Here is a 20,869-nt window from a genome sequence, read left to right on the forward strand (position 1 = left end):
CGGTTCACCAGTCTGAGGCGCCCGCGGGCGCCTTTTTCTTTGGCCAGGCCCGTTTCTTTGGTCAAATCCGTTACTTTGGCCGGCCCGTTTCTTTGGCCGGCCCGCCGGATCGCGCGATATGCGTAGTTCACGTCATCCAGCGGAACTGACGAACACGGTTTCGTAGCCCGCCCCGGCGCACTCGACTTCCCGCGCCCCGCGGGCGATGCTCCGCCCATGCCCGACCGCCTTGCCCGCCCCCTGCGCCTGATCCTGCGGCTGGCCCTCTTCGCCGCCGCCATCCTCGCCCTGCGCGCATTGCTGGGCTGGGCGCTGGCGGAGGACGCCGCGCTCAAGGCGGGCACGGCGCTCGACACCGGGCTCCTGGTCGCCCTGCTGGTCGCCTATGCGCTGCTGCTGGCCGTCCCCTTCGTGCCCGGGGTCGAGATCGGCCTTACCCTGCTGCTGGCCGGCGGCGCCCCGGTCGTCCTGCCGGTCTACCTGGCCACGGTCGCCGGCCTGAGCCTCGCCTTTGCCGCCGGCGCCCTGCTGTCCCATGCCCGGCTCGGGCGGTTGCTGGCCGTGCTGCGCCTGCCGCGCGCGGCGCAGCTCGTCGCCACCCTTGCGCCGATGGAGCGCGCCGCCCGGATCGACTGGCTCTGCAGCCACCTGCCCGGCCGGCTGGCGCCCCATGCCCTGCGCCATCGCCACGTTCTGCTGGCGCTGCTGTTCAACCTGCCGGGCAATACCCTGGTCGGCGGCGGCGGCGGCATCGCGCTGGTGGCCGGGCTCAGCCGGCTCTACGCTCCGGGGGCCTTCCTGCTCACCGTCGCCCTTGCCGTCGCCCCGGTGCCGCTGTTGGTCTGGCTGAGCGGGCTGGCACCGCCCTGATCCGCCGCCCCGATCCGCCGACCTGACCCCGGCAACTCAATCCGCAAACTCAATCCGGCAACTCAATCCGCCGTCTCAATCCGGCGGGGCGAAGCTGGCCGCGCTGGCCCGGTTCCAGCGCTTGAGGTAATCGGCATCGCCCTCGCCCGAGATCAGGAAGCCCTCGGGCAGGTAGGGGAAGGCGTCGTCGCCCTCGACCATCTCGCCATCCGGGCCGCGCTGCATGAAATGCCGCGGCAGGAAGGCGCGCGGATCGTCGAGCCCGGCCGCCCCGGCCATCTCGGCCAGCGCCTTCATCGTGTTGGCGTGGAAGCGGGCGACGCGCCGGCTCTTGTCCTCGACATCGAGCGCGCGCTGGCGCAGCGGGTCCTGCGTCGCCACCCCGACCGGGCAGCGGTTGGTGTGGCAGGCCTGGGCCTGGATGCAGCCGACCGCGAACATGAAGCCGCGCGCCGAATTGGCCCAGTCGGCGCCCAGCGCGAAGGCCCGGGCGATGTCGAAGGCCGAGATCAGCTTGCCGGCGGCGCCGATCCGGATCTGCTTGCGCAGCCCGGCGCCGCGCAGGGTGTTGTGGACGAAGGTCAGCCCCTCGACCAGCGGCATGCCGACATGGTTGGCGAATTCCAGCGGCGCCGCGCCGGTGCCGCCCTCCTTGCCATCGACGACGATGAAATCGGGCACCACCCCGGTCTCCAGCATCGCCTTGACCATGCACATGAATTCGCGCCGGTGGCCGATGCAGAGCTTGAAGCCGACCGGCTTGCCGCCCGACCGTTCGCGCAGCAGCTGGATGAATTCCATCATCTCGAGCGGCGTCGAGAAGGCGCTGTGGGCGGGCGGCGAGACGCAGTCGACGCCCATCGGCACGCCGCGCGCCTCGGCGATCTCCTCGCTGATCTTCGAGGCCGGCAGCATGCCGCCATGGCCCGGCTTGGCGCCCTGGCTGAGCTTGATCTCGACCATCTTGACCTGGTCGTCCGCCGCCTGCTCGGCAAAGCGGTCGGGGCAGAACGTCCCGTCGGGGGCGCGGCAGCCGAAATAGCCCGAGCCGATCTCGTAGATCAGATCGCCGCCGCCCTGGCGGTGGTAGCGGCTGATCCCGCCCTCGCCGGTGTCATGGGCGAACCCGCCCATCTTCGCCCCGGTATTCAGCGCCAGGATGGCGTTGGCCGAGAGCGCGCCGAAGCTCATCGCCGAGATGTTGTAGAGCGAGGCGGCATAGGGCTTCGAACAGGCCTCGTTGCCGATCACCACCCGGAAATCGCTGTCGGTCAGGTGGCGCGGCTGGACCGAGTGGGTGAGCCAGGTATAGCCGGCGTCATAGACCCGCTGGCGGGTGCCGAAGGGCCGCTTGTCCTCGACCCCCTTGGCGCGCTGGTAGACCGTCGAGCGGGCATCGCGCGAGAACGGCTCCTCGTCCTGGTCGCTCTCGATCAGGTATTGCCGGATCTCGGGACGGATGCCCTCGAACAGGAAACGCATATGCCCCAGCACCGGGTAATTGCGCAGGATCGAATGACGGCGCTGGAGGATGTCGTAGACGCCCAGCGCGGTGAGGAAGCCGAAGATCGCCAGCGGCAGCAGCCCCCAGGGGTGGAAGACGGCGCCGGCAAGGCTGGCCAGCGTCAACACCGCCACCCCGATCAGCACCGCGTAGCGGGTCAACACACCGCTTTGTCCCATCCGTCTCTCCCCGTCTTTCCCGTCCCCGGGCTTGTGCCACCTTGCCGCCATGCTGGCAGAACTCGCGTCGGGGGACCAGCCCCGGGCCGCCGCTGCGGGCAGGCGACACCGATACCCTGCCAGCCCCGCACGCGATGGCGGGAACGGGGCGGCGGTGCGACAAACCGGTCGCTCACGCACAGTTCACAGCCACGTTACCTCACGGACACGTTACCTTCATCTCAAGCGCCTAGATCGCCTCCTCCGGGCCGCCCTCTCGCGGCCCCTTCCGCAATCAGGAGACGCATGATGAACATTCGCACCGCCCTGCTGGCCGCGACCGCGCTGGTCGCCGTGCCGCTGACGAGCTTTGCCGGCGATATCAGCTTCGCCCCCGTGCCCTTCGCCAAGACCGATGCCGCCAAGCGCCAGGTGGCGGCCTCGGCCAGTGCCACGATCGACGGCAAAGAGGCCGCGATCGGCTTCCGCCTGCTCGCCCGCAGCGGCGACAAGATCGGCAGCGGCACCTTCGGCATGCTGGTCGACAAGGACGGCAACGGCGTCGCCGACGCCAGCAGCGGCATGGACGCCTCGCCGGCGCCCGACTTCACCTCGCTGCTGCCGGTGGGCGACAAGCTCTACTCGGTGACCCATTTCGAATCGCGCCCGGGCGCGATGTACCTGTCGGAGCTGAAGCAGGATGCCGACGGCATGCTGACCCCGGTCTCGACCAAGCCGATCGACTTCACCGCCTATAGCGGCCTCTGGGTGCCTTGCGCCGGGTCGGTGACGCCGTGGAACACCCATCTGGGCTCGGAGGAATACCCGTCGGACGCCCGCACCTGGGAAGCGGCGCAATCGCTCGACGACATCAGCGATTACGACAAGCCGATGGTGCGCTTCCTCGGCGTCGATCCGGCGACGATGACGCTCGACGACTTCCGCGCCGCCTACAAGCCCTACCGCTACGGCTACCCGACCGAGGTCTCGGTCAGCGCCGACGGCAACGGCACCGCGACCAAGCATTTCGCCATGGGCCGGGTCGCGGTCGAGCTGGCCAAGGTCATGCCCGACAACAAGACCGCCTACATCACCGATGACGGCACCAATGGCGGCCTCTACATGTTCGTCGCCGATCAGGCCGGCGATCTGTCGGCCGGCACGCTCTACGCCGCCAGGTGGCGCCAGACCGATGGCAGCGGCGCCGGCGCCGCCGATCTCGACTGGGTCAACCTCGGTCCTGCCGACGACGCCACCGTGCAGAAGGCGATCGAGGGCGGCGTGAGTTTCTCGGACCTGTTCGAGACCGCCGAGATCGGCAAGGACGGCAGCTGCCCCGAGGGCTTCCTGGCCTCGAACGCCGCCGCCAAGGCCGAATGCCTGAAAGTGAAGCCGGGCATGGAGGCCGTCGCCAGCCGTGTCGAAACCCGCCGCTTCGCCTCGATGATGGGCGCCACCACCGAGTTCCGCAAGATGGAGGGCATCGCCTACAACCCGGCGACCAACACCGCCTACCTGGCGATCTCGTCGATCGAGAAGGGCATGGAAGATGGCGCCAAGCACGACAAGGGCGGCCGCAACGACATCCGCCTGGCCAAGAACAAGTGCGGCGCGGTCTACGAGCTGACCCTCGACGGCGGCTACCGCGCCACCAGGGCCACCGGCCTCGTCACCGGCCGGCCGAGCGCCTATGCCGAGGGCAGCGAATATGCCGGCAACAGCTGCGAGATCGACGGCATCGCCAACCCGGACAACCTGACCTTCATCACCGGCCACGACACGCTGATCATCGGCGAGGATACCGGTTCGGGCCACCAGAACGACGTCGTCTGGGCCTATAACCTGACCTCGGGCGAGATGACCCGGATCCTGACCTCGCCCTACGGCTCTGAGACCACCTCGGTCTACTGGTATCCGAATGTCGGCGGCCATGCCTACATGACGGCGGTGATCCAGCATCCCTATGGCGAGTCGGACAGCGACAAGATCAAGGAGCCGGCCGACGCCCGCGCCTATGTCGGCTATATCGGTCCGTTCCCGGCGATGGACTGATCCCGGCCCGCCCGGGCCAGCAGGTCTGGACGGCAGCGGGGTCCGGTTTTCCGGGCCCCGTTTTCTTGCGCCCTCTCGCCTGAGCGCAAGGCCCGGTTGCAGCACCGGCCCCGACGGAGCGCCATGCCCGCCGCACGGGCAGCCGACCCTGCCGGCTTCCCGCCATCCGCCAACCACTTGTTCCCGGGTCTTCACCCTGCCGCTGGATTTCAGCCACACTCCTGGCCGGGCCGGAGGCGGGGAACCAATTCCAGTTGTGCCCATGTTATTGCCGCAATACTGACAACAGTATTGCCAAGTTCTGCGCCAGCGTCACCGCGCGCACGATCGCGTTTCCGTCGCCCCCGCTCACGCAGCCAACAGGACCCGATATCTTGCCCTGCCTCACGTCCCTGACCCTCGACTTTCCGGTTCTTGCGGTCTCGGTCCTTCTGATCGGGCTGACCGCGATGCGGATCTGGGTCTGGCGCGGGCGCCGCTTCCCCGGCAAGCAGGCCTTCAGCGCCGCCTATTACGCCATGCTGTGGTGGCTGTTCACCGCCGGCATGGAGCTCGCCTCGACCGATCTGGACTGCAAGCTGTTCTGGGCCCGCGCCGCCTGGCCCGGCATCGTGCTGCTGCCCACCGCCTGGGCGCTGTTCTTCTACGACTACGCGATCGGCGACGAGCAGGGCGCCGACAGTGCCCGCGGCCGCCGCCGGCGGCTGGCGCTGCTGTTGACCGGCCCGGTGCTGATCGGGCTGATGGCGTTCACCGACGGCTGGCACCACCTGTTCTACGGCGCCGCGACCCGCATGGTCATGGTCGACGGCCGGATGTCGGGCGCCTATGTCCACGGGCCGCTGTTCTATGTCGCCGTGGTCTACGACTACCTGTTCATGCTGGCCTCGATCCTGATCGGCCTGTCGGCGATCTGGCGCAGCTCGCCCGCCTTCCGGGGCTTCTTCGTCGTGCTGCTGGGCATGACGGCCGGGCCGGTCGTGGGCAACCTCGCCTATGTCCTCGGCGGCTTCACCCTGTTCGGCTTCGACCCGACGCCGTTCCTGTTCTCCATCGTCCTCGGCGCCTTCGGCTGGCTGGTGCTGAACAACCGGATGATGGATATCAGCGGCATCGCCCGCGATATCCTGTTCTACGATTCCCGCGACCCGATCCTGATCACCGATCCGGACGAACGGCTGGTCGGCTACAATCCCGAGGCCCAGCGGGTCTTTGGCGGCGACCTGCCCGAGATCGGCACGCCGCTGGCCGAGATGGCACAGCTCGGCCCGATCCTGGCCCGCCTGCGCAATCCCGACCGCAGCCACAGCGTCGCGCCGATCCTGCGCGACGACCGCGCCTTCGATCCGCGGCTGCTGCCGATCATCAACCCGCTGGCGCCGACCCGCGCCTCGCTGGGCTGGCTCCTGAAGCTGGTCGACATCAGCGAGCAGCAGCGCGCCGCCACCTCGCTGCGCCTCGCCGCCGACCGCGCCCGCGAGGCCAGCCAGGCCAAGACCCAGTTCGTCTCGACCGTCAGCCACGAGCTGCGCACGCCGCTGACCTCGATCAAGGGGGCGCTGTCGCTGCTGAACTCGCCGATCTTCGCCGAACTCAAGCCCGAGGCCCGCCGCATCCTCCAGATCGCGGCCAGCAATTCCGACCGGCTCCATGCCCTGATCGACGACCTGCTCGACCTCAACCGGATCGAGGCCGGGGCGATGACCTTCCAGCGCGCGCCCGTCGATCTGGTCCAGCTGGTGAAGGAAGCGGCCGAGGCCAACGAGGGCTACGGCACCTCCTTCTCGGTCTCGCTGCGCCTGTCGCTGGTCGAGGGCCCGCTCTATGTCGGCGGCGATCACGGCAGGCTGCTGCAGGTGCTGGCCAATGTGCTGTCGAACGCCTTCAAGTTCTCCAAGGCGGGCGACACGGTCACCGTGACGCTCGAGCGCCGCAACGGCATGGCGCGGGTCTCGGTCCATGACGAGGGCATCGGCATTCCCGAGGGCTCGCATGACAAGGTCTTCGGCGCCTTCACCCAGCTCGATGCCTCGGATACCCGCAAGGTGAACGGCTCGGGCCTGGGCATGAGCATCACCCGCCGCATCGTCGAGATGCACGAGGGCCATATCGACTACACCAGCACGCCCGGCGAGGGCACCACCTTCTTCATCGAGCTGCCGCTGTTGAAGGAAGGCGACCAGCCGGCCGCCGCGCCGCTCGCCTCCTAGTACATCGCGCTGCCGCCATTGACGCCGATCACCTGCCCGGTGACGAAACCCGCCCCCGGCCCGGCGAGGAACAGCGCCATCGCGGCGATCTCTTCCGGTTTGCCGAAGCGCGCCAGCGGGGTGGCGAGGTCCTTGGCCAGCGCCTCGGCGCTCATGCTCTCGGGGCTGGTCATGTCGGTGGCGACCGAGCCCGGGGCGATGGCGTTGACGAGGATGTCCGGCGCCAGCTCGCGGGCGAGGCTGCGGGTCAGGCTGATGACGCCGCCCTTGGAGGCGCAGTAGCTGCCCAGCCGCTCGCGCCCGAGCAGGCCGAGGTCCGAGGCGATGGTGAGGATGCGGCCCTTCTCCATCCGCCGCGCCGCCTCGCGCGTGGTCAGGAAGGTGCCGCGCAGGTTGACGGCGATGACGCGATCGAAATCCTCGACCGAGGTCTCGGCGAACGGCGCCTCGTGCAGGATGCCGGCATTGCTGACGACGATCCCGGGCCGGCCCAGCTCGGCCTCGACCCGGTCGAAGAAGCCTATCACCTGCGCCTCGTCCGCGACATCGGCGCTCATTTCCAGCGCCGGGGCATGGGCCTGCAACTCGGCCAGCGTGGCCCCGGCCTGCGGGTCCTGGTAGTGGCAAATGGCAACGCGGGCCCCGGCCCCGGCCAGCGCCAGCGCGATTGCCTTGCCGATGCCGCGGGCGCCGCCGGTGACGATGGCGGTCTGGCCAGCCAGCGTCATGCCATCACCTCGCCGCGGTCGATATTGATCGCCTGCCCGGTGATGTTCGCCGCCGCGTCGCTGGCGAGATAGAGGTAGAGCCCGGCCATGTCGGCAGGCTGCATCAGCCCGCCCAGCGACTGCCCGGCGATGATCTCGTCCAGCAGCGCCTGCTCGGGCTGGCCGGTGCGCGCCGCCATCGCCCGCAGCGAGGCCATCGCCGCGTCGGTCCTGACCCAGCCGGGGCAGACCGCGTTGACGGTGATGCCGCGCGGGCCGAGCTCCTTCGACCAGGCCCGCATCAGGCCGATATTGGCGTGTTTCGAGGCGACATAGGCCGAGAACTCGGCCACCGCCGTCTTGCCCCAGATCGACGAGGTCAGGATGATCCTCCCGCCGTCACGGATGCGGGAGATCAGGGCGCGGGTGACGTTCTCGGTGCCCTTGACGTTGATGTCGATGACCCGGTCGAAATTCTCGACCGCCTCTGCCCCGCCGGTCAGCGGCGTCGGCCGCTCCAGCCCGGCATTGTTGACCAGCACGTCCAGCGCCGCGATGTCGGCCAGCGCGGCGGACACCGCCGCCCGGTCCGAGATATCGCAGCGGATCGCGCGGACATTGCCCGGCAGGGCCTCCGCCGCCTCGGCGATGCGGTCGCTCTCGGCCAGCACGATCAGGTCGGCGCCGGCCTTGGCGAAGCCCTCGGCGACGCCGTAGCCGATGCCCCGGCTGGCGCCGGTGACGAGGACCGAGGTGCCGGAAAAATCGAAAGATGCCTTCATCAGCCCAGCTCGTAGAACTCGCGTTTCACCGCCGCCGTGATGTCGCGCCGATACTGCCCGGCGATCAGCGCCCCCTTCTCGGGCGACGCCCCCTTGGCCGAGATCAGTGACCCCTCCGGCGCCACCCAGTCGCGGCGCGGCGGCCAGACGTCGTAGCACGGCGCGGCGGCGGCGTCATTGTCGGGCACCAGATCGAAACGCACAAGCTGCGGGTAGTAATGCATCATCAGCGCGGTCTCGAGCACCGCGGCATGTTCCAGCTCGATCCCCGGATAGCCCTCGGGGAAAACCTGGCCCAGCGTCTCCTCGGTCAGGAACTCCCAATGCTGCAGGCACATGACACGCAGGCCGGTAGGACCGACCTCGCGCATCGCCAGGTCGATGCCTTCATTCAGGAACCACAGGTTCTCGTAATTGCCGTCGAGGACGCAGATCCGCCGGGCGCCGTGCCGCACCAGTTCGCGGATGATGTCGCGGACGATATGGCTCAGCGTCTGGCCGTCGAGCCCGGTCGAGCCGGGAAAGAACGGCCCGCCGGCCGAGCGGGTCATCGACTTGTAGCCATAGGTGACAGGCGCGGCGACGACGCCGCCGACTTCCTCGGCGATGTCGCGGGCGATGGCGGTGGGCAGCAGGTGGTCGACGCCCATCGGCAGGTGCGGCCCGTGCTGTTCCAGCGCCCCGGTCGGCAGGAACACCACCGGGTTGTCCTTCAGCGCCGCGGCATATTCCGGCCAGGTCATCTCGGCCATCAGCACCGATTTCAGCTCGTCCTTCATTCCTTCGCCCCCTCTTCGCGCATCAGCCGCATGATCTTGCGTTCCAGATCGGCGTAGCCCGGCAACTGCACGAACTGCTCCTTGTCGTCATAGCGTTTGCCCTGCTTGAACGCGGGCACGATCTCTTCCTTGACCCGGCCGGGATGGGCCGAGAGGAAGATGATCCGGTCGGCGAGGAAGATCGCTTCCTCGATGTCATGGGTGACGATGACCATGCCGGTATTGGCTTCCTCGGCGACGTCGATCATCAACTCCTGCATGTGCCAGCGGGTCTCGGCGTCGAGGGCGCCGAAGGGTTCGTCCATCAGCAGCAGTTCGGGCCCGTTGGCCAGCGTCCGGGCGATGGCGACGCGCTGGCGCATGCCGCCCGACAGCTGCGTCGGATAAGCGTCGATGAATTTCGACAACCCGACCAGGCGGATGAAATGCTCGGCCTTCTCGCGCCGCTCGCGCGCCGGCACGCCGTTGATCTTCATGCCGAACTCGACATTCCTGCGCACGGTCTGCCAGTCGAAGGAGGTATAGGCCTGGAATACCATGCCGCGGTCCTGGCCCGGGCCGTGGACCTCGTGCCCGTTGAGCAGGATCTGCCCGCCGGTCGGGTCTTCCAGCCCGGCGATCATCCGCAGCACGGTCGACTTGCCGCAGCCCGAGGGGCCGAGCAACACGCAGATCTCGTTCGGCCCCATGTCGAACGACACCTTGTCGACGGCGGTCAGGCGCCTGCCGCGGCCGAGGTCGAACTCCTTCGAGACCGCGTTGAGACGGAGGACGGGATCGGTCATCAGCGTTTCTCCCGCAGGTAAGGGAACAGCCAGCGGTGCAGCGCGGCGAAGAGCATGTCGAACAGCAGACCCAAGGCGCCGATGACGATGATCCCGGCCAGGATCTCGTCGGTCTTCAGGAAGCGCCGGGCGCGCATCATCATGGCGCCGATACCGGTGGTGGAGGCGACGATCTCGGCGATCACCAGGTAGGTCCAGGTGACGGCCAGCATCTGCCGCATGGCGACGACGACATCGGGCAGCACCGCCGGCAGCACGACGTTGAACACGGTGACCTTGCGGTTTGCGCCCAGCGTCAGCGCGGTCTCGATCAGTTCCTTGCGGACGTTCTTGGTGTGGTCCATCACCAGCGTGATCAGGAAGAAGATCACGCCGAGGAACAGCAGTGCCAGCTTGGGCGCCTCGCCGGTGCCGAACCACATCAGCAGGATCGGGATGAAGGAGGGCGCCGGCAGGTAGCGCCAGGCCGAGACGAAGGGGGCGAAGATCGCCTCGATCGCCGGGAAGGTGCCCATCATCACCCCCAGCGGCACGGCGACGGCGCTGGCCATGGCGAAGGCGATGACGACGCGGCCGATCGAGATGCCGACATCCGAGACGAAGCCGCGGGCGAAGAGGTCGATGATGGAGGCGAAGACCTGCTGCGGCGCCGGCACCAGCAGTTCGTTCACCAGCCCCAGCGCGGAGGCGAGGACCCAGATGCCGAAGAACAGCACCCAGATGCCGAGCGCCGAGATCAGCGCCTGGCTGCGCGGGATCGGCTTGCGGACTTCGAGAAAGCGGCGCGGCCGGCCGCGGGATGACTTGGACATGAAAGCCTCGATCTGTGGAAGCCGGGCGCCCGCGCGGGGCGCCCGGCCGGGACTTTGGCCGGATCAGTTGTTGGCGGTGAAGGACTGGCGGTAGCCCGCCTTCACCAGGTCGCCCATCAGCGAGCAGTCGATGCCCTTGGCGGGGTCGATCTTGTTCTTCATCAGGCCGAGCTTGATCCACCACTCGTTGGTCAGCGCGACGGTGTCGACCATCGAGCCGTTGGCCATGCCGAACGGCGGCTCGCCGTCGAGCACGCCGCAGACGCGGGCAGATTCGTCGAAGTCGAACATGTAGATGCCGCCCTCGAGGCTCTTGCCGTTGGTGCCGATGACGTAGTTGATGTCCTCTTCCGGCCATTGCAGGAACTTGGCCATCAGCTTGTTGGTCTCCTCGACGTGGCTGTGCCAGTAGCCCAGCCCGTCCCAACGCGCCTTGAGCACGGCGAGCGCGGCCTTGCGGTCCTTCTCGATGAAGTTCTTGTTCATGTAGAGCGCGTCCATGAAGATGCCGGTCTTCAGCATCGCCGGATCGGTGGTGTCGACGACGCTCTTGGCGCCCGGCTGCGCCGCCAGCACCTTCGAGATCCAGGGCTCGTACATATAGGCGGCCGACAGGTCGCCCGAGAGCATCGGGCCGACAGCCTCGTCGGCGTTCAGGTTGACCCATTCGACGTCTTTCGGGCCGATGCCCTGGCTGTCGAGCCACAGCCCCATCAGCAGCTGACCGATATAGGCCTGCGGCGCGGCGACCTTCTTGCCCTTGAGGTCCGAGACCTTGGTGTCGGGCGCCAGGATGATGTGATCGACGCCATAGGACGGGTTGAGGAAGGCGACGTTGACGACGTCGGTGCCGCGCTCGACCACCAGCGGGGTGTAATCGGCGGTGCAGCCATAGACGTCGATCTGGCCCGCGGCGAGCGCGGCATGGCCGCCCAGCGGGTCCTCGAAGATGGTGATGTTGAGATCGTAATCGCCGGTCAGGCCCTTCTCCTTCGCGACTTCAAGCATCGCGTAGCCGGGCCAGGAGACGCAGATCCCGACATTGACCGTTTCCTTGGCCGAAGCGGCCCCGGCCCCGAGGCCGGCCCCGAGACTGGCAGCAAGGCCGAACGCCAGGGCGGCGGCCGAAAAAAGAGACTTGGTAAGGCGCATGTGAAATCCCCCTGAGTGGCTGTGGACTGGCAATTACTGTACGTCATCAAATTTTTTATTCAATAAAAAGTTTTTCCACGCTAAGTTTGTTGGCATCTCCGCGCCGAACCGGTTAGGAGAGACCAAACCAGTCGGAGGACGCCCGTGTCGGGACTCAGGGAAAGACAGAAAGCCGACCGCCGAAAGCGCATCATTGCCGCAGCCCGCGCCCTGTTCGCGAAATACGGCCATGAAAACACGACCATAGAGGCGATCGCCGAGCATGCCGGGGTGTCCGGCGTGACGGTGCACAACTACTATGGCACCAAGTCGGGCGTGCTGCTGGCGCTGGTGGCGGAAAGCGACCGCGAGCTGGTCGAGAAGCTGGGGCCGATGCTGGCAGGACACTCCGGCACGCTGACGGATCTGACCCTGCGCTTCGCCCGGATCGTCCGCGACCACGTTCTCACCGGCCTCGACAAGGGCATCTGGCGCCAGGTCATCGCCGCCTCGATCACCGACACCGAATCGCGCTTCGGCAAGTCCTACCGGGCGCTCGACCACCAGCTTTCGCTGGCGCTGGTGCGCGAGGTCGAGGCGCTGCAGGCGGCGGGCAAGGTGCCGGCCGACATCGTCGCCTACGACCTGGGCAAGGCGCTGTTCCACGTCCAGAACACGCGCTTCATCCAGTATGTCTCGTCGGAAGAGATCACCAGCGAAGAGGTCGACGCCCTGCTGCAACGCGACCTCAAGGCGCTGTTCAGCGTCGGCGCGGCGCTGCAGGCGGGCTAAGCCCCCTGCCCCTAGTCCGGCCCCTTATCCGGCCCCTTACCCCGCGATCCGCCGCTCGATCCAGGCCGCCACGCGCATCAGCCGGGCATCCTCGCCCCGGCGCCCGACCAGTTGCAGCCCCAGCGGCAGCCCATTCGACGCCCGGGTCAGCGGCAGGGTGATCGCCGGCGTGCCGCAGAGCGTCCAGATGCCGTTATAGACCGCGTTGCCGGTGGTCGCGAAGCCTTCCGGCGCCGGGCCCGTGGTCGCCGGCGTCAGGACCGCGTCGCAACGGTCGAAAATATCGTCCAGTTGCGCGTTCAGCCGCCCGCGCCAGTCCAGATCCGCCAGGTAATCCAGCGCCCGCACCGCGTTGCCGCTGTCAAGGAAGGCCGTCATCTCCTCCGACAGCAGGTCCCGGTGGCGGTCGTTGTAGCCGGCATAGTATTTCGCCATCTCGGCGGCGTTGATCCGGGTACGGACCTCGACCGCCGGTTCCAGGTCAGGCAGCGGCGGCAGGGTTTCGCAGCCCTCCAGCCCGGCGGCGAAGGCCTCGAGCTTCCCCACCATCTCCGGGTCGGCGAGATCGTATTGCGGCGGCGGCAGGAAGGCGAGCCGCGGCGCCGGCCCCTCCCCGCGCGCCGCATCATTCAGCGCCGGCACCGGCAGCGGCCGGGTCGCGCTGTCCTGCGGGTCGTGGCCGAACAGCACTTCGGCGATCAGCGCGGCATCGGCGGCCGCGCGGGCGAAGACGCCGAGCGTGTCCAGCGTATGCGATTGCAGCAGCACGCCGGTCCGCGGGATGGCGCCGAAGCTGGGCTTGAACCCGACCGCGCCGCAATAGGCGGCCGGGCGGATCACCGAGCCGCCGGTCTGGGTGCCGACGGCCAACGGCACCATGCCCGCGCCGACCGCCGCTGCCGACCCGGCCGAGGAGCCGCCCGGGCTGTGGGCGGTGTTCCACGGGTTGCGGGTCCGGCTCGGATGCAGGAAGGCCATCTCGGTCGTCACCGTCTTGCCCAGGATGACGGCCCCCGCCGCCCGCAGCCGGGCGACGATCCAGGCATCCCGCTGCGGCACCCGGCCGGCATCGGCCGGCGTGCCGTTCTCGGTCGGCATGCCCGCGGTGTCGATGACGTCCTTCAGCCCCACCGGCAACCCGTGCAGCGGCCCCAGCGCCGCGCCGGCCGCGCGCCGCCGGTCCAGCGCCTCTGCCTGGGCCAGCGCATGATCGGCGTCGAGCCAGGCCCAGGCTTGGATCTCGGGCTCGCGCGCGGCGATCACGGTCAGGCAGGCCGTGACCAGCTCGACCGCCGTCAGCCTCCCCTGCGCCAGCCGGTCGCGCAGCGCCACCGCCCCGGCCGCCAGCAGGTCCTCGGCCTGCGAAATCTCCATGCCCGTCATGCGTCCCTCCGCCCCGTGTTTCGCTCAGCATTAGCCGCAAACCCGTGCAACGGCCAGCCATCCGCCCCGATCCGTCCCCAGGCGGCAAATTCCCATCGTTCTCGCCGAGGCGCCGCGCTAGGCTCGCCCCGACTCGGGGATAAGGAGCGCAAGGCATGAACGACTGGTGGCGCGGCGCGGTGATCTACCAGATCTATCCGCGCAGCTTTCAGGACAGCGACGGCGACGGTATCGGCGACCTGCCCGGCATCACCCGCCGCCTCGACCATGTCGCGGCTCTGGGGGCCGACGCGATCTGGCTGTCGCCGTTCTTCGCCTCGCCGATGGCCGACATGGGCTACGACGTCTCGGACTACACCGCCGTCGATCCGCTGTTCGGCCGGATGGCCGATTTCGACGCGCTGGTGCGGCGCGCCCACGCGCTCGGCCTGAAGGTGATCATCGACCAGGTACTCAGCCATTCCTCGGACCGGCACCCGTGGTTCGCCGAAAGCCGCGCCGACCGCGACAATCCCAAGGCCGACTGGTATGTCTGGGCCGATCCGCTGGCCAACGGCGCGCCGCCCAATGACTGGCTCTCGGTCTTCGGCGGCCCGGCCTGGGCCTGGGAGCCGCGCCGGCGGCAATATTACCTGCACAACTTCCTGGCGGCGCAGCCCGACCTCAACTTCCACTGCCCCGAGGTGCAGGACGCGCTGCTCGACACGATGCGCTTCTGGCTCGACCGCGGGGTCGACGGGTTCCGCCTCGACACGGTCAATTTCTATTTCCACGACAAGAAGTTGCGCAGCAATCCTCCAGCACCGCTGCGCGCTGGCGAAGACTGGCCGCCGGGCAATCCCTACGACATGCAGCTGCACCGCTATTCCAAGAACCAGCCCGAGAACATCGCCTTCCTGCAGCGCATGCGCGCCCTGCTCGACGGCTATGACGGGCGGATGCTGGTGGGCGAGGTCGGCGACGCCCATAACGCGGTCGCGCTGATGGCCGACTACACCCGCGGCACCGACCGGCTGCACATGGCCTATTCCTTCGAGATGCTCGGCCCGCAATTCACCGCCGCCCATTTCCGCGACACGGTCGAGGGCTTCTACAAGGCCGCGCCCGACGGCTGGCCGTGCTGGAGCTTCTCCAACCACGACGTCATCCGCCACGTCACCCGCTGGGCCGAGCACGGCAGCAGCCGCACGGCGCTGGCGCGGCAGGCGGCGGCGCTGCTGGCCGGGTTCCAGGGCACGCTCTGCCTCTACCAGGGCGAGGAGCTGGGCCAGACCGAGACCGAGCTGAGCTATGAAGAGCTCACCGACCCGGTCGGCCTGACCTTCTGGCCCGACAACAAGGGCCGCGACGGCTGCCGCACGCCGATGGTCTGGGAAGCGGAGGCGCCGGCGGCCGGCTTCAGCACCGGCACGCCCTGGCTGCCGGTCAAGCCGGCCCAGCAGGCCCATGCCGTCTCGACCCAGGGCAAGGGCTCGGTGCTGGAGGCCTATCGCGATCTGCTGGCATTCCGCCGCGCCACCCCGGCGCTGGTCTCGGGCGAAACCACCTTCCTCGCCCTGCCCGAGCCGCTGCTCGGCTTCTGGCGCGACGGACCGGAGCCGGTGCTCTGCCTCTACAACCTGTCGCCGGCCCCGCGCGCCCTGACCCTGACCGGCGACGCCCGCCTGATCGGCCCGTCGCAGGCCAGCCTGAGCAAGACCAGCCTCGCCCTGCCCGGCAACGGCTTCGCCTTCCTCGCGCCCCCGCCCGGCGCTGCGCGCCCAGGCCTCACACCGGCCTGATTTCTTCTTTGCTGAAATACTCCGGGGGCCCGGGGGCTGGCCCCCGGCCCTGCCCGCAGGCCCAGCCGGCTGTCAGAGCTTGACGACCCGGACGTAATTCCCCTTGGCGCCCAAGGCGATCTCGCCGTCGCACAGCCGCAGCGCGTCCGCGCCGAAGACCTCGGCGCGCCAGCCATGCAGCGCCGGCAGGTCGCGCTCGCCGGCCGCGATCATGTCGAGATCGGAGGCCGAGGCGATCAGCTTCGCCGCCACGCCCGAGCTTTCCGATTTCGCCTTCAGCAGCACCCGCAGCAGATCGGCCAGCGCCGGGTTGACCTGCAATTGCTGGCGCCCGGCCGGCAGGCTCGGCGCGTCCTCGGGCTTCACCGCCAGCCCGGCCTTGACCGCGGCGAGGATGCCCTCGGCGATCTCGCCGCGCCGGGCCTCGCGCAGCAGCAGCCGCGAGCGGCCCAGATCCTCGATCGAGCTCGGCTTGGTCGAGGCCAGCTCGAGCAGGGCGTCGTCCTTGAACACCCGCGCCCGCGGGATGTTGCGGCCCTGGGCATATTCCTCGCGGAACCGGGCCAGCTCGCGCACGACGGCGAGGAACTTGCCCGAATTGGTCCGCGTCTTGACCCGCTTCCAGGCCTCGGCCGGGTCGGTGACATAGGTCTTGGGCTCGGTCAGGACGCCCAGTTCCTCCTCGACCCACTTGTGCCGCCCGGTCTTCTCGATCTCGGCGGCGAGATATTCGTAGATCACCCGCAGATGGGTGACATCGGCCAGCGCGTAGGTCTTCTGCGCCTCGCTCAGCGGCCGCCGCGACCAGTCGGTGAAACGCGAGGTCTTGTCGAGCTTCTCATGCGCGACCTTGCGCACCAGCGTCTCGTAGCCGACCTGTTCGCCGAAGCCGCAGACCATCGCCGCGACCTGGGTGTCGAACAGCGGATCGGGAAACACGCCGCCCTCGACATAGAAGATCTCGAGATCCTGCCGAGCGGCGTGGAACACCTTGACCGTGTCGGTATGGCGGAACAGGTCGTAAAGCGGTTCGAGCGACATCCCCTCGACGAGCGGGTCGACCAGCACGGCCTCGCCGCCCTGCGATTCGGGCAGCGCCATCTGGATCAGGCAGAGCTTTGACCAGTAGCTGCGCTCGCGCAGGAATTCGGTGTCAAGGGTGACATAGGGGGCGGCTTTGGCGGCCTCGCAGAAGCGGGCCAGCTCTTCGGTCGTTGTGAGAGTCTTCATGCCTTTTCCGGCTGTCGCTGTCGCGCGGGGTCATCCCGCCCGAGTGCTATAGGCGCCGCGGACCGGAAAGGAAAGCCCCGGGCCGTCCGGCCCTCAGCCCGGTCCTCCGTCCGGCCCTCCGTCCGCCCCCGGCCCGCCCCTCGACCCGCCCCTCGGCGCCGCGCTCTTTGCCGCACCGCGCGCCTCTTGCCGGGCCTGCCGGCAGCGGGCCAAAAAAAACGCCCGCACGAGGCGGGCGTTAAGTTATTGAGGCAGGTTTCATACAGGCAAGAAACCTATCGAGCAGTGCCCCCTTTATACGCATTCTTGACCTCAGGGCCAAGCTAAAAGTTTGAAAAGCCTGCAAAGCCCCTCTACCCTGCAAGCCAAGCAAAACAAGGGCAGACAGATTGTTGCGGCGATGAGGGCAGGTTTTTTCAACATGCTGTTCGGCATGGCGCTGGCGGTTGCGACTGCTTACGCGGCAGCGGCCGAGTCGGCTGATTCCGGCTCCGATCCGGGCTATGGCATAGCTATGTATGGCAGCCCCGCCCTGCCACCCGATTTTGTGTCCCTGCCCTATGCCAATCCCGACGCGCCCAAGGGCGGGACGCTGCGGCTGGGCGATGTCGGCGGCTTCGATTCCCTCAACCCCTTCACGCTCAAGGGCCGGGCGCCGTGGTACCTGTCATCGCTGACGGTCGAGACGCTGCTCGGCCGCAGCATCGACGAGCCCTTCACCCTTTACGGTCTGCTCGCCGAATCGGTGCGCACCGGGCCGAATCGTCACTGGGTCGAATTCACGCTCAACCCCAAGGCCCGGTTCTCGGACGGCAACCCGGTCACGGTCGAGGACGTGATCTGGTCGTTCAAGACCCTGGCCAAGAGCCATCCGCTCTATGCCGGCGCCTGGGCCAAGGTGGCGACGGCGGAGAAGACCGGGCCGCGCACGGTCCGCTTCACCTTCAACACCGAGGATCGCGAGCTGCCGCTGATCCTCGGCCTGCGCCCGGTGCTGGAAAAGGCGCAGTGGCAGGGCAAGGATTTCGGCGCCTCGACGCTGATGCCGCCTGTCGGCTCGGGGCCCTATGTCGTCGACGACTTCGAGCCGGGCCGCTTCATCACCTTCAGGAAGAACCCGGACTGGTGGGGCAAGGACCTGCCCTTCAACCGCGGCCGCTTCAACTTCGCCAAGATCCGCGTCGACTATTTCGGCGATGCCAGCGCCATGTTCGAGGCCTTCAAGGCCGGAGAGATCGACATCTACCGCGAAGGCAACCCGGTGAAATGGGCCAACAGCTACGGCTTCCCGGCGGCAAGGTCGGGCGAGGTTGTGCTCGACACCATCCCGCATCACCGGCCCTCGGGCATCGCCGGGCTGGTCTTCAACACCCGCAAGCCGATCTTCAAGGACTGGCGGGTGCGCCAGGCCCTGATCGACGCCTTCAACTTCGAATTCATCAACGAGACGGTGAATGGCGGGGCCGAGCCGCGGATCACCTCCTATTTCTCGAATTCCACCCTCGGCATGCGCCCCGGTCCGGCGACGGGCAAGGTCCGCGCCCTGCTCGAGCCGTTCAAGGACAGCCTGCTGCCCGGGGCGCTGTCGGGCTACGGCCTGCCGAAATCCGACGGCAGCGAACGCAACCGGCGCAACCTGCGCCGCGCGGTCAAGCTGCTGGCCGAGGCCGGCTGGACCGTCCAGGGCGGCGTGCTCAAGAACGCCGCCGGCCAGCCCTTCGCCTTCGACGTGCTGCTGCCCCAGGGCGCCGCCAGCATCGAGGCGGCGGTCAACATCTACATCCAGGCGCTCAAGCGGCTGGGCATCCAGGCCCGGATCACCACCGTCGACAGCGCCCAATATGTCGAGCGCACCAACAGCTACGATTTCGACATGACCTGGTATATCCGCGCCCTGAGCATGTCGCCGGGCAACGAGCAGATGCTCTACTGGGGTCACGAAGGCGTGACGGAACCGGGCACCCGCAACTGGATGGGGATGAATTCGCCCGCCGCCGAGGCGATGATCCACACCCTGCTGACCTCAAAGGATCATGACGAATTCGTCGCCGCCACCCGGGCGATGGACCGGGTGTTGACCACGGGACGCTATGTCATCCCATTCTGGTATTCCGATGTCTCGCGCATTGCCCATTCCCGCCATCTGAAATATCCTTCGCACCTGCCGATTTGGGGGGACTGGCCCGGCTTTCTCCCCGATGTCTGGTGGTATGAGGACTGAGAGCATGAAAAAAACACTCCTTCTGGTGTGCCTTCTGGGGCTCGCCGCCTGCAACACCGTCGACGGCATCGGCCGCGACATCTCCGGCACCGCGCAACGCGTCGGCAGCTGGTTCTAGCAACCAACCCGGCCATTTCCTCTCAGGGGAGATATCCTCGGGGGGTCAGGCCGCAGGTCGAGGGGGGCAGTCAGCCCCCCTTTCCTTTTCCGGCCTCTGCGACCGTCGCCCGCCGGCGACGCGGTCCTGAGGCGGACCCGGAGGGGCCGAGGCGCCCCTCCGACGATCGGCTTACAGCGCCGCGGCGCGCTGCATCTGGTGGCGCGAGGACAGTTCCTCGGCGACCAGGAAGGCCAGTTCCAGCGACTGGCTGGCGTTGAGCCGCGGGTCGCAGGCGGTGTGGTAGCGCAGCGACAGGTTCTCGTCGGTCACCGCCCGGACGCCGCCGGTGCATTCGGTGACGTCGCGGCCGGTCATCTCGAAATGCACCCCGCCCGGGATCGTCCCCTCGGCATTGTGCACCGCGAAGAACTCGCGCACCTCGCTGAGGATGCGGTCGAACGGCCGGGTCTTGTAGCCCGAGTCCGACTTGATGACGTTGCCGTGCATCGGATCGCAGGTCCAGGCCACCTTGGCGCCCATCTCCTCGACCGCGCGCACCAGCCTGGGCAGGTGGTCGCCCACCTTGCCAGCGCCGAAGCGGGCGATCAGGGTCAGCCGGCCGGCCTCGTTCTCGGGGTTCAGCTTCTCGATCAGCACCCTGAGGTCGTCGGTGGTCAGCGACGGCCCGCATTTCAGCCCGACCGGGTTCTGCACGCCGCGGCAGAACTCGACATGCGCCCCGTCGGGCTGCCGGGTGCGGTCGCCGATCCAGATCATGTGGCCCGAGCCCGCCACCGGCAGGCCCGAGGTCGAATCGATCCGGCACAGCGCCTCCTCGTATTCCAGCAGCAGCGCCTCGTGGCTGGTGTAGAAATCGACCGTCGACAGCGCCTTGTTGGTCTCGCCGTTGACCCCGGCCGCGGTCATGAAGTCGAGCGCGTCCGAGATCCGGTTCGACAGCTCGCGGTAGCGCTCGGCCTTGTCGCTCTCGGCGAAGCCCAGCGTCCAGCTGTGGACCCGGTGGATGTCGGCGAAACCGCCGGTCGAGAAGGCGCGCAGCAGGTTCAGCGTCGCCGCCGCCTGGGTATAGGCCTGCAGCATCCGCGCCGGATCGGGGATCCGCGCCTCGGGGGTGAAGTCGAAGCCGTTGATGATGTCGCCGCGATAGCTCGGCAGCTCGACATCGCCCTGTTTCTCCATCGGCGCCGAGCGCGGCTTGGCGAATTGCCCGGCCATGCGGCCGACCTTCACCACCGGCACCTTGGCGCCATAGGTCAGCACGACCGCCATCTGCAGCATCACCTTGAAAGTGTCGCGGATGTTGTCGGCCGAGAATTCGGCAAAGCTCTCGGCGCAGTCGCCGCCCTGGAGCAGGAAGGCGCGGCCCTCGGCGACCTCGCCCAGCTTGCGTTTCAGCCGGCGCGCCTCGCCGGCAAAGACCAGCGGCGGAAACTTCGCAAGCTGTCCCTCGACAGCGTTCAGCGCATCCCGATCCGGATAATCGGGCATCTGCACGCGCGGCAGGGCGCGCCAGTCAGACTTGTTCCAGCCCTTGGTCATGGTCCTCTCCAG

Annotated in this window: 17 protein-coding genes; 7 read left to right on the forward strand and 10 right to left on the reverse strand. The window is 68.2% G+C overall.

The window, feature by feature from the left end:
• Nucleotides 1-216: 216 nt before the first annotated feature.
• The gene (locus tag ACFOES_RS06035; protein ID WP_377832297.1) at nucleotides 217-870 is read left to right on the forward strand and encodes a hypothetical protein; all 654 of its coding nucleotides are present in this window, start codon (nucleotides 217-219) and stop codon (nucleotides 868-870) included.
• A gap of 75 nt (nucleotides 871-945) precedes the next feature.
• Here ACFOES_RS06035 and ACFOES_RS06040 read toward each other — a convergent pair whose 3' ends face one another.
• The gene (locus ACFOES_RS06040; protein ID WP_377832298.1) at nucleotides 946-2,553 is read right to left on the reverse strand and encodes an FMN-binding glutamate synthase family protein; all 1,608 of its coding nucleotides are present in this window, start codon (nucleotides 2,551-2,553) and stop codon (nucleotides 946-948) included.
• Nucleotides 2,554-2,841: 288 nt separating this feature from the next.
• On the opposite strand from ACFOES_RS06040, the gene ACFOES_RS06045 reads away from it, so the two are divergent.
• Together ACFOES_RS06045 and ACFOES_RS06050 are read left to right on the forward strand one after the other, a co-directional pair.
• Nucleotides 2,842-4,584 carry a PhoX family protein gene (locus ACFOES_RS06045; RefSeq protein ID WP_377832299.1) on the forward strand — a complete coding sequence of 581 codons (1,743 nt, stop codon included), beginning with the start codon at nucleotides 2,842-2,844 and terminating at the stop codon, nucleotides 4,582-4,584.
• 374 nt (nucleotides 4,585-4,958) lie between these two features.
• Nucleotides 4,959-6,794: a histidine kinase N-terminal 7TM domain-containing protein gene (locus ACFOES_RS06050; RefSeq protein WP_377832300.1), complete on the forward strand. Its 1,836-nt coding sequence runs from the start codon at nucleotides 4,959-4,961 to the stop codon at nucleotides 6,792-6,794.
• On the opposite strand, the gene ACFOES_RS06055 is transcribed toward ACFOES_RS06050, so the two are convergent.
• The 6 genes from ACFOES_RS06055 to ACFOES_RS06080 form a co-directional block, all read right to left on the reverse strand.
• Nucleotides 6,791-7,522, reverse strand: a complete 732-nt coding sequence (locus ACFOES_RS06055) for an SDR family NAD(P)-dependent oxidoreductase (protein WP_377832301.1) — start codon at nucleotides 7,520-7,522, stop codon at nucleotides 6,791-6,793. The genes ACFOES_RS06050 and ACFOES_RS06055 overlap by 4 nt on opposite strands.
• Nucleotides 7,519-8,283 carry an SDR family NAD(P)-dependent oxidoreductase gene (locus ACFOES_RS06060; protein ID WP_377832302.1) on the reverse strand — a complete coding sequence of 255 codons (765 nt, stop codon included), beginning with the start codon at nucleotides 8,281-8,283 and terminating at the stop codon, nucleotides 7,519-7,521. Before ACFOES_RS06060 ends, ACFOES_RS06055 begins: the two co-directional genes overlap by 4 nt.
• Nucleotides 8,283-9,062, reverse strand: a complete 780-nt coding sequence (locus ACFOES_RS06065; RefSeq protein WP_377832303.1) for a creatininase — start codon at nucleotides 9,060-9,062, stop codon at nucleotides 8,283-8,285. The genes ACFOES_RS06060 and ACFOES_RS06065 overlap by 1 nt, the downstream gene beginning before the upstream one ends.
• Nucleotides 9,059-9,847, reverse strand: a complete 789-nt coding sequence (locus ACFOES_RS06070) for an ABC transporter ATP-binding protein (protein ID WP_377832304.1) — start codon at nucleotides 9,845-9,847, stop codon at nucleotides 9,059-9,061. Before ACFOES_RS06070 ends, ACFOES_RS06065 begins: the two co-directional genes overlap by 4 nt.
• On the reverse strand, nucleotides 9,847-10,659 hold the full coding sequence (locus ACFOES_RS06075) for an ABC transporter permease (RefSeq protein WP_377832305.1): 813 nt from the start codon (nucleotides 10,657-10,659) through the stop codon (nucleotides 9,847-9,849). The genes ACFOES_RS06070 and ACFOES_RS06075 overlap by 1 nt, the downstream gene beginning before the upstream one ends.
• A gap of 63 nt (nucleotides 10,660-10,722) precedes the next feature.
• Nucleotides 10,723-11,811, reverse strand: a complete 1,089-nt coding sequence (locus ACFOES_RS06080) for an ABC transporter substrate-binding protein (protein ID WP_377832306.1) — start codon at nucleotides 11,809-11,811, stop codon at nucleotides 10,723-10,725.
• Between the two features lie 144 nt (nucleotides 11,812-11,955).
• Here ACFOES_RS06080 and ACFOES_RS06085 point away from each other — a divergent pair, with 144 nt between their 5' ends.
• Nucleotides 11,956-12,582: a TetR/AcrR family transcriptional regulator gene (locus tag ACFOES_RS06085; RefSeq protein ID WP_377832307.1), complete on the forward strand. Its 627-nt coding sequence runs from the start codon at nucleotides 11,956-11,958 to the stop codon at nucleotides 12,580-12,582.
• Between the two features lie 36 nt (nucleotides 12,583-12,618).
• Here ACFOES_RS06085 and ACFOES_RS06090 read toward each other — a convergent pair whose 3' ends face one another.
• Nucleotides 12,619-13,965, reverse strand: a complete 1,347-nt coding sequence (locus ACFOES_RS06090; protein WP_377832308.1) for an amidase — start codon at nucleotides 13,963-13,965, stop codon at nucleotides 12,619-12,621.
• A gap of 155 nt (nucleotides 13,966-14,120) precedes the next feature.
• On the opposite strand from ACFOES_RS06090, the gene ACFOES_RS06095 reads away from it, so the two are divergent.
• Nucleotides 14,121-15,746, forward strand: coding sequence for an alpha-amylase family glycosyl hydrolase (locus tag ACFOES_RS06095; RefSeq protein WP_377832309.1), 1,626 nt, complete (start codon nucleotides 14,121-14,123; stop codon nucleotides 15,744-15,746).
• A gap of 72 nt (nucleotides 15,747-15,818) precedes the next feature.
• Here the strand turns inward: ACFOES_RS06095 and rnd are convergent, their stop codons facing one another.
• The gene (gene rnd / locus ACFOES_RS06100) at nucleotides 15,819-16,976 is read right to left on the reverse strand and encodes a ribonuclease D (RefSeq protein WP_377832310.1); all 1,158 of its coding nucleotides are present in this window, start codon (nucleotides 16,974-16,976) and stop codon (nucleotides 15,819-15,821) included.
• A 400-nt stretch (nucleotides 16,977-17,376) separates the two neighbouring features.
• On the opposite strand from rnd, the gene ACFOES_RS06105 reads away from it, so the two are divergent.
• Nucleotides 17,377-19,197: an extracellular solute-binding protein gene (locus ACFOES_RS06105; protein ID WP_377832311.1), complete on the forward strand. Its 1,821-nt coding sequence runs from the start codon at nucleotides 17,377-17,379 to the stop codon at nucleotides 19,195-19,197.
• A gap of 4 nt (nucleotides 19,198-19,201) precedes the next feature.
• Nucleotides 19,202-19,315, forward strand: a complete 114-nt coding sequence (locus ACFOES_RS06110) for an entericidin EcnA/B family protein (protein WP_377832312.1) — start codon at nucleotides 19,202-19,204, stop codon at nucleotides 19,313-19,315.
• A gap of 171 nt (nucleotides 19,316-19,486) precedes the next feature.
• On the opposite strand, the gene ACFOES_RS06115 is transcribed toward ACFOES_RS06110, so the two are convergent.
• On the reverse strand, nucleotides 19,487-20,857 hold the full coding sequence (locus ACFOES_RS06115; protein WP_377832313.1) for a class II 3-deoxy-7-phosphoheptulonate synthase: 1,371 nt from the start codon (nucleotides 20,855-20,857) through the stop codon (nucleotides 19,487-19,489).
• Nucleotides 20,858-20,869: the final 12 nt, after the last annotated feature.

The sequence above is a fragment of the Acidimangrovimonas pyrenivorans genome, assembly GCF_042643245.1.
GTDB lineage: Bacteria > Pseudomonadota > Alphaproteobacteria > Rhodobacterales > Rhodobacteraceae > Acidimangrovimonas > Acidimangrovimonas pyrenivorans.

What these genes read in the sequence shown, in the direction of transcription:
- ACFOES_RS06035 (WP_377832297.1), top strand. Translation starts at nt 217, where the DNA reads ATGCCCGACCGCCTTGCCCGCCCCCTGCGCCTGATCCTGCGGCTGGCC.
- ACFOES_RS06040 (WP_377832298.1), bottom strand. Translation starts at nt 2,553, where the DNA reads ATGGGACAAAGCGGTGTGTTGACCCGCTACGCGGTGCTGATCGGGGTG.
- ACFOES_RS06045 (WP_377832299.1), top strand. Translation starts at nt 2,842, where the DNA reads ATGAACATTCGCACCGCCCTGCTGGCCGCGACCGCGCTGGTCGCCGTG.
- ACFOES_RS06055 (WP_377832301.1), bottom strand. Translation starts at nt 7,522, where the DNA reads ATGACGCTGGCTGGCCAGACCGCCATCGTCACCGGCGGCGCCCGCGGC.
- ACFOES_RS06060 (WP_377832302.1), bottom strand. Translation starts at nt 8,283, where the DNA reads ATGAAGGCATCTTTCGATTTTTCCGGCACCTCGGTCCTCGTCACCGGC.
- ACFOES_RS06065 (WP_377832303.1), bottom strand. Translation starts at nt 9,062, where the DNA reads ATGAAGGACGAGCTGAAATCGGTGCTGATGGCCGAGATGACCTGGCCG.
- ACFOES_RS06070 (WP_377832304.1), bottom strand. Translation starts at nt 9,847, where the DNA reads ATGACCGATCCCGTCCTCCGTCTCAACGCGGTCTCGAAGGAGTTCGAC.
- ACFOES_RS06075 (WP_377832305.1), bottom strand. Translation starts at nt 10,659, where the DNA reads ATGTCCAAGTCATCCCGCGGCCGGCCGCGCCGCTTTCTCGAAGTCCGC.
- ACFOES_RS06080 (WP_377832306.1), bottom strand. Translation starts at nt 11,811, where the DNA reads ATGCGCCTTACCAAGTCTCTTTTTTCGGCCGCCGCCCTGGCGTTCGGC.
- ACFOES_RS06090 (WP_377832308.1), bottom strand. Translation starts at nt 13,965, where the DNA reads ATGACGGGCATGGAGATTTCGCAGGCCGAGGACCTGCTGGCGGCCGGG.
- ACFOES_RS06095 (WP_377832309.1), top strand. Translation starts at nt 14,121, where the DNA reads ATGAACGACTGGTGGCGCGGCGCGGTGATCTACCAGATCTATCCGCGC.
- rnd (WP_377832310.1), bottom strand. Translation starts at nt 16,976, where the DNA reads ATGAAGACTCTCACAACGACCGAAGAGCTGGCCCGCTTCTGCGAGGCC.
- ACFOES_RS06105 (WP_377832311.1), top strand. Translation starts at nt 17,377, where the DNA reads ATGAGGGCAGGTTTTTTCAACATGCTGTTCGGCATGGCGCTGGCGGTT.
- ACFOES_RS06110 (WP_377832312.1), top strand. Translation starts at nt 19,202, where the DNA reads ATGAAAAAAACACTCCTTCTGGTGTGCCTTCTGGGGCTCGCCGCCTGC.
- ACFOES_RS06115 (WP_377832313.1), bottom strand. Translation starts at nt 20,857, where the DNA reads ATGACCAAGGGCTGGAACAAGTCTGACTGGCGCGCCCTGCCGCGCGTG.